The sequence below is a fragment of the Maridesulfovibrio salinus genome (genome assembly GCF_055394525.1).
Genome location: NZ_AP042461.1, coordinates 4,365,881 through 4,376,988 on the forward strand (window position 1 = coordinate 4,365,881; position 11,108 = coordinate 4,376,988).

Consider the following 11,108-nt stretch of genomic DNA (forward strand, 5'->3'; position numbering starts at 1 on the left):
CGTGAACAAAAAAATTCACGGCCTTTTTAATTACATTCAATGAAATTGTATCAGTGTTCAGCAATGGCTTCATCAACCGGCATAGGAAAAATGATGTCGTAAGCCCAGTTATAAACAAAGGCATAAACAAGAAAGAAAAAGGCAAAACCAAGATCCGTGACCAAAGCATGCCATAAAGTCATATCCAGCCACCATGAAACAGCCGGAACGGTGATGGTCAAAAGGCTGACCTCAAAAAGTATCGCATGCACAATTCGCATCCAGGTCGGGCGGACATTCACCGGCCTCTTGAGCGCCACCAGAACTTTATCAAAAAGCAGATTGTACACATAGTTGCAGACCATGGCGGTAATGGAAATACCGATACTCATGATACCTATACGGCTCATATCTTTATCAAGAAGCCATGAAGCCAAAGGAGTACAGGTGCAAAGCCCTATAATCTCGAAAAGAAGTGTATGTCTTATTCTATCTGCTGTTGTTCTCATGGAAATAAAACTAACGCTCACTGTCATTTACAGCAAGTTCAATTTATACATTTTTAGGCAATTAAATAAGTATTATAGGTTAATATAACAATAGACACTCCAAGGTAATCCGGGCTTTCCCGCAAATCGTAAATATACGCCAGACACATTATTCAGGAAAGAACTCAGTCAGCTAATCCATTGAAATATAATCAAGTTAATCAAAAAAATGTTGTTTTTGGCATTCAATTTGAATAATATAATCATAGTGTCATAAAAAAGTGCTCCAGCTCAGTTTGACAAAACGATTAAACCGGAAAGCCAAACCTTGCTGCAGCAGGAACCGAATGGTGAAGCAGGATTTCTTCTTAGCGATGTTTCCATGAACAGACCGGGAAATTATTTTCGACTTCAAATAAACGACTCCCGGCTAAAAAGCGTATAAGCAGGTTGATGGTTATACCGCTTTTGAAGAGATCGTGATAGATAATATAGATGAATGCACTGTATAATTAAAAACTGAGGGAACTTTCATTCAGCAGCATCAATGGTCCCCAGGGTTCCGGCTGGATGATACTATTGTTTCCAACTACTTTTAACCACCAGAGAGGATAAGATCATGAAAGCAATCATTCTTGCAGCAGGAATCGGCAGCAGGCTTAGTCGTCCTTTCCCCAAATCTCTGTCCGTGCTTCCTTACGGTGAAACCATACTCGGCCGACAAATCAGGCTGATGCGTGAATTGGGAATAAAAGAAATCATTGTGGTGGTTGGTTTCAAAATGACCCTCATCATGGAACAGTTCCCTGAAGTTTACTACAAATACAACCCGGATTACTACATTACCAACACATCCAAGAGCCTGCTCAAAGCCGTTGATGATCTTGATGATGACATTCTCTGGCTTAACGGCGATGTTGTTTTTGAAAAGCCGGTCATGAAAAAATTTCTCAACGAAGCAAAAGAGGAAAGCAGGATTGCAGTTGACCGCAAGTCCTGTGGTGAAGAAGAAATCAAATATGTGCTCAATGACAAGGGCTACATCACTGAAATATCCAAGCAGGTAGTCAATGCTGAGGGTGAGGCTGTCGGAATCAACCTTGTAAAACAAAAAGACCTGGCAGCTTACAAAGAAGCACTGCGTCGCTGTGAAGATCAGGACTATTTTGAAAAAGGTCTTGAATTCATCATTGCGGAAGGTGTCAACCTCAAGCCCGTGGATGTCTCAGAGCACCAGTGCATCGAGGTCGACTTTGAAGAAGACTGGCAGTTTGCGGAAAAAACTTTCCTGCGTGCCGATCAGTAACCATCAACACGGATATAAGACTTAATGCAGGTAGCAATCATCCCGGCCCGGGGAGGCAGCAAGCGCATCCCCGGGAAAAATATCAAGCCGTTTCTAGGCAAACCGCTCATTGCCTACACCATTGAAGCCGCCCTTGAGAGCGGCTTCTTTGATCATGTCATAGTCAGCACAGACAGCGAGGAGTACGCCGAGATATCCCGCGGGTACGGAGCGGAAACACCTTTCATGCGTCCCGCCGAGCTGGCCGGGGATTTCGTAGCCACCCAGCCGGTCATAGATCATGCCCTTGACTGGGTTCGCGATAATTGGGGGCCAGTGGAAAGATTCTGCCAGTTTTTTGCCAATCCGTTTGTTACTGCCGGAAATATCCACAAAGGATACAATCTCCTGCGCGAGAAACAGGCCAACTGTGTTCTGGGAGTGGCTGAGTTCGGCTATCCGGTACAGCGGGCATTTACGAAAAACGAAGAAGGTGGAGTGCAGTATGCATTCCCGGAGTACGCTGCCAGCAGATCTCAGGATCTGCCTGTGCTTTTTCATGATGCTGCCCAATTTTACTGGCACGAGCTCACCGATATTCCCAAAGACAGGGAAAAAGGATTGAACCTGCCATACTTCCTTCCCCGCTACATGGTGGTGGATATAGACACAGAAGAGGATTGGTATATTGCTGAGCGAATTTATCAGGCCTTTATGACAGATGAAGGATAAGTATCAGATACAGTTCTTTTGCGAAGCCGGTCTGGAAACAGGTTTCGGCCATGCTGGACGCTGTATTGCACTGGCAACGGTTATACGGGATGTTTACGGCTGTGAATGTGTCTTTGTTTTCCGGGGTAGTGAAGCCGCAATGCAAAAAATCCATGATCACGGCTTCAAGACCATCCTAACGGAAGATTTCAATTCATATCACTTTAAAAATGAATCGGCGGTGATCCTTGATCTGCGGGTCCCCCTATCCACCTGTTTTTTCTCCCGCGCCCGAAAGACGGGAGCCGTTGTCGCAACAATTGACGATCCCACTCCAAACAGACTCCAATGCGATATTGCATTCTACCCTCCGGTCCCTCAATTCCACAGGCTGGACTGGGAAGGTTTCAGCGGAAAGATTTACCGGGGCTGGAATTTCATTCCTTTGCGAAAAGAGTTCTGCCTCCACCGCAATTCCCGCACCAGAATCAAAGACAATTCAGAACCGGAAATTCTTATCACCATGGGAGGTAGTGACCCTCACGGACTAACGCTTAAGACTATTTCAGCTTTGAGAAACATATCATGCGAATGGAAGGCTAAAATTATCATCGGCCCTTTATTCAATGATCTGGACAAAGTGAAACGTATGGCGTTAGAGCACAAAGACAGGATCATTTTATTACAAGATATAAAGGACATGGCGTCAGAGATGAGCAAAAGCGACCTTGCGGTTGCTTCATTCGGAATGACAGCCTACGAACTGGCTGCCTGTGCCGTACCGCAGATTCTTTTATCTTGCACAGAAGATCACGCCCTTTCGGCATCTGCATTGCATGATTCCAAGGCGGCAATTTCAATGGGAATTTTTGACCGGGTAACGAAAGAAGATTTAACTGAGAAATTGCAGGAATTGATCACGGACACCGACATGCGCGAAAGAATGACGAAAAAAGCCCAAAAACTGAAAATTGCAGACGGGGCGTCAAATATTTCGGCGATAATCATGAAGCATCTGGAGCAGGAGCTGTGAAAGACAGAAAATGCTGGATAGACCACAGCGGTATAGTCCTGCACTCTACCGAAGACTTTGACGTCATTGAATGTGAAAGCTGCGGATTCAAGCACATCATCCCCATTCCGGATGAAGAAGAGTTACGCAGCATTTACAAACACGAGTACCACGTCAAAGACAAACCGCTCATGCTCCAACACCAGTTGGAGGATGAAGAGTGGCATGCAGAAACAAATAGAGCCCGGCTTGCAACAATTGAAAACAAGCTTAAGCGCAAAGGAAGCCTTCTGGATATAGGCTCGGGCAACGGTTTTTTTCTCAAAAACGCCAAGGAAAAAGGATGGCAGACCAAAGGGATAGAACCATCTGATAAGGCGGTGGATTACTGTAATTCCATCGGCCTTGATGTTGTACATGGTGTATTCGATCAGCAATGCGCGGATTCCATCGGACAGTTTGATGTCCTTCATCTCTGGGAAGTGCTTGAACACCTGCCCGACCCGGCAGGCATGCTTGCCCTTTGCCGGCAGGTTGTCGCCCCGGGAGGGCTTATAGTTGTAGGAGTCCCCAATGATTATAACAGCCTGCAAAAAATTTTAAATGAAGATCTGGGAGAAAAACCCTGGTGGGTCGCTCCTCCGCATCACATCAACTTTTTCAACCGCAGATCACTTGAAAAACTGCTGCTCAGGAACGGTTTCAATCCGGTGCATCATGAGACTTCATTCCCGATGGAAATTTTTCTGCTTATGGGGAAAAACTATCTTGATGATCCTGAACTAGGGCGAGACAGCCACGCCATGCGTAAAGCACTTGAACTGAACCTGACCCGTACCGGGAACCGCAGTGTTCTGGATAAGCTATACAAAAGCTTTGCTGATGCGGGCTTCGGCCGCCACACACTTATTATCGCTGAGAAAAAGGACTGATATTTTAATGGCTAGATTGAAAGATAAAACAGCTTTGGTTACCGGCGGAGGTCGGGGAATAGGCAAAGCCATCAGCAAAAGGCTGGCGTCAGAAGGCGCACAGGTTATCCTTACCTGGGTTTCAGATCAGAAAAGCGCAGTGGACACGGTAGCAGAGATAACATCTGAAGGCGGAAAAGCACGAGCACTTGAACTGGAAGTAAGTGCCCCGGAGTCTGTTGAAAGAGTTGTTGAAGATATTTCATCAAAAGAAGGCAAACTCGACACTCTGGTCAACAATGCCGGCATTAATAACCCCAATGATTTCGACCAGATCACTTCCGACGAATGGGACCGCATCCTCGGAGTGAACCTGAAAGGCCCCTTCCTGTGCACCCAGAAATGCCTTGAACTGCTAAAAAAAGGCAAAGGATCTAGCGTCATCAACATAGGCTCAGTGAGCGGACAATACGGTGGCCCCAGAACCGCCCACTACGCCGCAAGCAAGGCTGGACTGATCTCGCTCGGACAGGTCATCGCAAGATTCGGGGCAGAATGGGGAATCCGCTGCAACACAATCGCAGCAGGGTTAATCGCATCTGAGATGGCTGATGAAGGCCTCAAAAACCCGGCAGTACAAAAAGCTGCCGAGAACGTGATCATGAAAAGATTCGGCAGTACTGACGAAGTAGCGGACACAGTACTCTACCTCGCATCTGACGAATCATCATACATAACCGCCCAGACCATCAACGTAAACGGCGGGCTATATTTCTAGGAAATTTTTCAATTCAAGGACCATTTGCCGAACCAAAACGGCGAAGCCATATTAAAAGTTTTTGGGATTCTTAAACCCTTTTTTCAAAAAGGGTTTAAGCCCGCCGGGAGGCTCCTCGGAGAGCCGCCGGAGGCAAACTAGGCGACAGGAGAACAAACATATTATGTCCAAATACGCTGACCTTGAAGCATTTGCTGCAGAGCTGCGCAAATCCATCATCATAATGAACTGCCATGCCGGTTCCGGCCACCCGGGCGGATCACTTTCCTGCGTGGAAATCATCAGTTGGCTCTTTGCCAAAGAAATGAACTTCTGCGTTGAAAACAAAGACGATCCCAGCCGAGACAGATTCATCCTTTCCAAAGGACACTCCTGCCTGTCTCTCTATGCCGCACTGGCAGAAAAAGGATTCTTTTCCAAAGAAGAATTTAAGACCCTGCGTCACGCTGGCGGAATACTCCAAGGCCACCCGGATCGTATGAAAACCCCCGGTGTTGAGTTCAACTCCGGCTCTCTGGGTCAAGGCTTTTCCTTCGCACTGGGCTGCGCACTGGGTGCCAAACGCGCAGGACGAAACTGCCGCACCTATGCATTGCTTGGTGACGGAGAACTCAACGAAGGCCAAATCTGGGAAGGATGCATGTTCGGCGCCCACTTCAATCTGGATAACTTCGTTGCCATTGTGGATTACAACAAACTGCAGAGCGACGATCTGAACACCAAGATTACCGCCATCGAACCCATGACCGACAAATTCAGGGCTTTCGGCTGGCACGTGATTGAAATAGACGGACACGATTTCCGTGAAATCGAAAACGCTTTCACCCGCGCGAGAGCGATGTTCGGAAAACCAACCGTAATCATCGCCCATACCGTAAAAGGCAAAGGTGTTTCCTACATGGAAAACGTACCCAAATGGCACGGCAGCCTGTGCCCCACTGGAGAAGACCGTGAATGCGCCCTGCGTGAATGCGGATGCGAGGAGCTGATCTAATGGAAAATATGAGAGACGCATTCGGCAAGGTACTGACTGAACTTGCCGCTTTCCGTGATGACTTTGTGGTTCTCGACGCTGACGTTGCAGGCGGAACCGGAACCTACCATTTCCGTGAGGCATACCCGGACCGCTTCATCCAGTGCGGTATCGCTGAGCAGAACATGTTTTCCATGGCAGCTGGGCTTGCTGAGTCCGGCGTGATCCCCATCGTAACTTGCTATGCGGTTTTCGCTTCCATGCGTGCCATTGAGCAGGCCCGCAACTCCATTGCCTACCCAGAATTCAACGTAAAAATTGCAGCCAGCCACCTTGGACTGGATGTAGGCCCTGATGGGGCTTCACATCAGGCTTTGGAAGATATCGCTATCTATCGCTCCATTCCAAAAATGAGCGTAGTGTCCCCGGCTGACCCCATTGAACTCAAAGCGGTAATGCCGCATTTACTTGATCAAAAAGGACCGCTTTACCTGCGCACTGGCCGCAGCCCCCTGCCCAACGTTTTTGACGCTGACACAATCTTCGAGCCCGGCAAGGCTCAAGTCCTGCACGAAGGCGAAGACGTCACAATCATGGCTGTTGGTGTAATGGTTCATCGTGCACTTGAAGCAGCGCAGAAGCTTGCTACGGAAGGTATTTTTTGCAGCGTTTTGAACATGTCCTGGCTCAAGCCCATGGACGAAGAAGCTGTAACTGAAGCAGCAAAGGAAACCGGAGCGATTGTCACCTGCGAAGACCATAACAAATATGGTGGACTTGGAGGTGCTGTGATGGAAATAGTCTGTGAAACCTCCCCTGTTCCGGTTGAACGAGTGGCTGTTGAAGATATTTTCGGTGCTTCAGGAGAGCCGGAGGACCTTGCTCGGGAATATGGCCTGATGTCTGAAGATATTGTTAAGGCTGTTCGTAAGGTTCTCAAACGCAAAGGCTAGCTAGTGCTTAACTTTAATAATTTATTACTTCATGATCAAAAAAAAACTGCTCATTATAGGTACAGCCCAACAGCAATATATCCGGGATTATATCAACAAGGTGGACCGGGAAACTACCGAGATCCACCTTTTAGTCCCGGAAAGAGACAGGGATGCCTACGGCCGTGAGGCTGTTACCTATTTCAAGGGAGCATTTCATGCCCTTTTTCCGCCGTTGCTTAAAAGTATGCTCACATTTCGACCTGACGAGGTAGTTATCGTCTGCGGAATGACCTATGACCATGACAATGTTGTTGAAGCCGTCAGTTTCTTCTCATGTTTCAAAAATTTAAGAATTAAGACTTCAGTTAGAAATAAGGACTCTGATGCCTGCCCTTCTCTGCGACCAAATCCAGTAAAAGAAATCGGAAAATGTGTTGGCTTGGGCTTGATTGCTCTTGGGCTTAAAGCCCTTAAGCCCTATAAAACTATAAGAATTGGAGAAATCTACGCTTCTCGGCTGGGCCATTTAGCAATGGAGTGTGAAATTTATCTCTCTGAATGGGACACAGGACGTTATGAGGGCTGTTTAGATCTTTTTTATTTTAAAGACGGAAAAGTAGCCAATAAGACAATGGCGAATCTTTATGAACGCCAGATGCGTATTAACCCTGCGTACTCATACATTCTTGACGCCATTAGAAGATTTAATCTTACAGGTGATCATGAAATAATTCTAAATACCCGAAAAGTTGCCTCGGTGCGAGACACAGAATGTGTCATGCAAGCGACTGACACCCACATAGAATTCAGCCAGAAGGAAGAGCAAGAGGGTAAAGAGGAACTTAAGAGATTAAACCTTCACCCGGAAAAGCCACATGTATGCATCTTTGGACGAGATCCGGTCTTTCTAAGTTCAAATAAATCAGAACTTCATGATGCAGATATGCAGGAAGTGCGAGACATGCGCATAGGAACTTTTAGTACATGTGCTGAATACCTCCTTGATCAGGGGTATAATGTCCTACGCATGGGAAGTGCTGTCAAAGAGCCCCTTGAAATAGATCGTCCGGGATTTTTGGACTACTCCACCAGCGGGCAACGCACGGACTTCATGGACGCTTTTCTTACTGCAAAATGCAAATTTTTCATTGGGGTACAAAGTGGACTAATGCATATTCCCATGGTGTTTAGAATTCCTTGCATAAGTATTAATGTTGTCCGCCTTGAAATCATCCATTGCTGTAATTTAGACGATCTTGCAATCTTTAAACTACTATGGTCCAAATCAGAAAAGAGAATCCTGACTGTTCAAGAGCAAATTGATTCTGGCATCAGTCGTTGGCGAGTAGAGCAATTTGCAAACTCTGATATCGAAGTAATCGATAACACTGACGACGAAATACTTGAGGCAACTAAAGAAATGCACGCTAGAATAAACGGGACCTGGGCCATAACAGAAGAAGATCTGTTATTACAAAAACGCTTTCATTCCTTCTTCAAGCCGTCTTACCTCAACAGCATGTACGTTTCCCCAATCTGCACTTATTTCTTGCGTAAGCACGAAAAAGAACTCTTCTAACTAGCTGAGGTTAAAATGCATTCTTCCACAATACTGATTCAAGCGTCGTCTAGGGCATGGAGCGGAGCACCGGATTGGTGTATGAATGAAATTGACGGCCGCCCAGTGGTGGCAATGACCATAGATAGGGCATTAGAAAAATTCCCTGATGCTGACATTCGAATAATCGCACCGGAATTTGACAAGGGAGGACGTCTTGATGACATCCCGGCCATGTTTCCGGACAGCAAAATCAGTGTTTTTTATGGACATGATGATAGCCCGCTGCAACGGATGGCTAATGCAATGTGGGACAAAGAAGACAGCACCCGCTTTTTAAGAGTCGACGGGCTCCATTTCGGCTGGCTTCCCGAACATGCAGAGCTAATGCTTGAAGCTGTTGAACAAGAAGACCTCGACTGCATGAAAATGCCCGATGATTTCCCTATTCAGTTAACCGCAGATGTCTACCGTCTTGGAGCACTGAAGAAGATGTCCTCCATGCTTCAGGAGAATGGAAACTGCGGAATCTACAAAGTTCATCCCAAATTTTACATGTTCAAACATGGAACGGAGTTCAAGTGTGACAGACTTACCAATTTCCCTCCAGTAAGCAACGACTGGCTGGAAAAATGCAGAAAAGTAGCAAAGGGAGTTTACACAGCAGAAAGGATGGAAGCTGGCCGCGATAAAAGCATCAAAGCCGGAGACCAGCTCACCTTTCATTACGAACTTGCATTAGATTTTATCAAAGACGGCAGCAAAGTTCTGGATTGCGCGTGCGGTCCCGGCTATGGCGCGCGTATGATCGCAGCAAAAGCAAAACATGTTGTTGCAGCTGACCTGGACCTGGAAACAGTACGCAAAGCAGCTTCGGGTAAATACTTTGACAACATTACCTTCCAAACCGGAAATGCCACAGCCCTTGACTTTTCTGACCAGACTTTTGAAGTAATAACAAGCTTCGAGACAGTGGAGCATGTCGACCCTGCACCATACTTCAAAGAGATGAACCGTGTGCTTAAACCCGGCGGCATGCTTATACTGAGCACCCCCCAGAACTGTCTTGGGCATATTCCAGTCAATTCCCAACACCTTCGTGAATTCTCGCTTGAAGAGATCACAGATCTTTGCTCCAAACAGTTTGAAATAGAGAAGGTGATCGGAATCAAACAGGGACGTGTTGTATTCCCGGATGATCCCAGAGGACAAAACACTTTTATCGTTTGCCGCAAAGCGGAGTAAAATTTGAAAAAGACTTTGATCATGATTGGCGCCGGGCTGGAAACAATCCCGGCAATCCAAAAAGCAGTCAACATGGACATACATGTTGTTGCCATGGACCTAAATCCGGAAGCACCGGGATTTAAATATGCTCATGAGTCAGTCATCGGCTGCGTTTACACTCCTGAAAAAGCGATTTTGGCGCTAAACCAATGGGCAAAAAAAGGTAGAAAACCTGACGGAGTAATGTGCGTAGCAGTGGATGCTCCGCACACAGTCGCTGCTGTCGCGTATCATTTCGGGCTTAAAGCGGTCAGCAAAGAGACCGCTTCACTAGCCACTGACAAACGGGCTATGAAAGACCGTTTTCGTGAAGCCGGAATCTCAATACCTTGGTATAAAGAAATTATCAGCGCAAAGGAACTTGCTACTATCCAACAAGAGCGGCAGGAGACACTTGTCATTAAACCGGTGGACAGTCGTGGTGCGCGAGGAGTTCTAAGATTAGTCTATAACTCTCCGGAAGCACCTTCCCCGGAATGGGCTTTTGAACACTCAAAAAAAGAATCCCCTACTGGCCGGGTCATGGTGGAAAGCTATCTTGACGGCCCCCAGATAAGCACTGAAGGATTTGTAGTTGCAAGCAAGGCCTACACACCCGGTTTTTCGGACCGTAACTATGAATTCCTTGATCGATTTGCCCCACATATTATCGAGAACGGTGGGCAACTCCCATCATTCCTTCCAAAACAGACTTGCGAGGCCGTTAAAGAGTTGTCAGGCCGTGCGGCAATCGCATTGGGCGTGCAAAACGGTGTCGCCAAGGGAGATATGGTCGTCCACAATGGTAAACCCTATGTTATTGAAATGGCGGCAAGGCTTTCCGGTGGATATTTCTGCTCCCATGAAATTCCTTGGAATACTGGTATTGACTTCGTAGGAATCGCTATTCGTCTTGCTATTGGCGAAATTCCCACTGCAGATGAAATGACCCCTAAATTTCAAAAGGGAGTCGCTCAACGCTATCTATTTCCAGATCGGGGTAAAGTCATTTCTATCGAAGGAGTAGAAGAGGCCAACAAAATTGAAGGCATTCGCATGGTGGAAATCCGTACTGAAGTAGGGGCGGAGATACCGGCCACAACCAGCCACCCTGCACGGGCTGGCGTTGTTATGGGTGTTGCTGAAACAATGGAGCAGGCCGTTAAAAACGTAGAAAAAGCTGTTAAATGCATCAAGATAACTACTGGATAG

General features: G+C 46.8%; 11 protein-coding genes. 10 read left to right on the plus strand and 1 reads right to left on the minus strand.

Going from position 1 to position 11,108, the window contains the following annotated elements; translation table 11 throughout:
- Nucleotides 1-50: 50 nt before the first annotated feature.
- On the minus strand, nt 51-488 hold the full coding sequence (locus ACZ5PW_RS19960) for a PACE efflux transporter (protein ID WP_464556790.1): 438 nt from the start codon (nt 486-488) through the stop codon (nt 51-53).
- Nucleotides 489-1,086: 598 nt separating this feature from the next.
- Here ACZ5PW_RS19960 and ACZ5PW_RS19965 point away from each other — a divergent pair.
- The 10 genes from ACZ5PW_RS19965 to ACZ5PW_RS20010 all read left to right on the plus strand — a co-directional run bounded on the left by ACZ5PW_RS19965 (nt 1,087) and on the right by ACZ5PW_RS20010 (nt 11,108).
- Nucleotides 1,087-1,773: a phosphocholine cytidylyltransferase family protein gene (locus ACZ5PW_RS19965; RefSeq protein WP_464556791.1), complete on the plus strand. Its 687-nt coding sequence runs from the start codon at nt 1,087-1,089 to the stop codon at nt 1,771-1,773.
- Nucleotides 1,774-1,797: 24 nt separating this feature from the next.
- The gene (gene pseF / locus ACZ5PW_RS19970) at nt 1,798-2,484 is read left to right on the plus strand and encodes a pseudaminic acid cytidylyltransferase (protein WP_464556792.1); all 687 of its coding nucleotides are present in this window, start codon (nt 1,798-1,800) and stop codon (nt 2,482-2,484) included.
- The gene (locus ACZ5PW_RS19975; RefSeq protein WP_464556793.1) at nt 2,474-3,496 is read left to right on the plus strand and encodes a PseG/SpsG family protein; all 1,023 of its coding nucleotides are present in this window, start codon (nt 2,474-2,476) and stop codon (nt 3,494-3,496) included. The genes pseF and ACZ5PW_RS19975 overlap by 11 nt, the downstream gene beginning before the upstream one ends.
- Entirely contained in the window at nt 3,493-4,407 is a 915-nt protein-coding gene (locus ACZ5PW_RS19980) for a class I SAM-dependent methyltransferase (RefSeq protein ID WP_464556794.1), read from the plus strand. The genes ACZ5PW_RS19975 and ACZ5PW_RS19980 overlap by 4 nt, the downstream gene beginning before the upstream one ends.
- Before the next feature lie 7 nt (nt 4,408-4,414).
- A complete protein-coding gene (locus tag ACZ5PW_RS19985; protein ID WP_464556795.1) occupies nt 4,415-5,164 on the plus strand; it encodes an SDR family NAD(P)-dependent oxidoreductase in 750 nt (249 codons plus the stop codon).
- A gap of 163 nt (nt 5,165-5,327) precedes the next feature.
- Complete coding sequence (locus tag ACZ5PW_RS19990) at nt 5,328-6,158, plus strand: transketolase (RefSeq protein WP_464556796.1); 831 nt, start codon at nt 5,328-5,330, stop codon at nt 6,156-6,158.
- Nucleotides 6,158-7,090 carry a transketolase family protein gene (locus ACZ5PW_RS19995; protein WP_464556797.1) on the plus strand — a complete coding sequence of 311 codons (933 nt, stop codon included), beginning with the start codon at nt 6,158-6,160 and terminating at the stop codon, nt 7,088-7,090. Before ACZ5PW_RS19990 ends, ACZ5PW_RS19995 begins: the two co-directional genes overlap by 1 nt.
- Before the next feature lie 31 nt (nt 7,091-7,121).
- Entirely contained in the window at nt 7,122-8,651 is a 1,530-nt protein-coding gene (locus ACZ5PW_RS20000; RefSeq protein WP_464556798.1) for a TIGR04372 family glycosyltransferase, read from the plus strand.
- 81 nt (nt 8,652-8,732) lie between these two features.
- Nucleotides 8,733-9,875 carry a methyltransferase domain-containing protein gene (locus ACZ5PW_RS20005; RefSeq protein WP_464556799.1) on the plus strand — a complete coding sequence of 381 codons (1,143 nt, stop codon included), beginning with the start codon at nt 8,733-8,735 and terminating at the stop codon, nt 9,873-9,875.
- 3 nt (nt 9,876-9,878) lie between these two features.
- On the plus strand, nt 9,879-11,108 hold the full coding sequence (locus ACZ5PW_RS20010; protein WP_464556800.1) for an ATP-grasp domain-containing protein: 1,230 nt from the start codon (nt 9,879-9,881) through the stop codon (nt 11,106-11,108).

Coding starts and splice junctions, on each gene's coding strand:
- ACZ5PW_RS19960 (WP_464556790.1), bottom strand. CDS start 488: ATGAGAACAACAGCAGATAGAATAAGACATACACTTCTTTTCGAGATT.
- ACZ5PW_RS19965 (WP_464556791.1), top strand. CDS start 1,087: ATGAAAGCAATCATTCTTGCAGCAGGAATCGGCAGCAGGCTTAGTCGT.
- pseF (WP_464556792.1), top strand. CDS start 1,798: ATGCAGGTAGCAATCATCCCGGCCCGGGGAGGCAGCAAGCGCATCCCC.
- ACZ5PW_RS19975 (WP_464556793.1), top strand. CDS start 2,474: ATGAAGGATAAGTATCAGATACAGTTCTTTTGCGAAGCCGGTCTGGAA.
- ACZ5PW_RS19985 (WP_464556795.1), top strand. CDS start 4,415: ATGGCTAGATTGAAAGATAAAACAGCTTTGGTTACCGGCGGAGGTCGG.
- ACZ5PW_RS19990 (WP_464556796.1), top strand. CDS start 5,328: ATGTCCAAATACGCTGACCTTGAAGCATTTGCTGCAGAGCTGCGCAAA.
- ACZ5PW_RS19995 (WP_464556797.1), top strand. CDS start 6,158: ATGGAAAATATGAGAGACGCATTCGGCAAGGTACTGACTGAACTTGCC.
- ACZ5PW_RS20000 (WP_464556798.1), top strand. CDS start 7,122: ATGATCAAAAAAAAACTGCTCATTATAGGTACAGCCCAACAGCAATAT.
- ACZ5PW_RS20005 (WP_464556799.1), top strand. CDS start 8,733: ATGAATGAAATTGACGGCCGCCCAGTGGTGGCAATGACCATAGATAGG.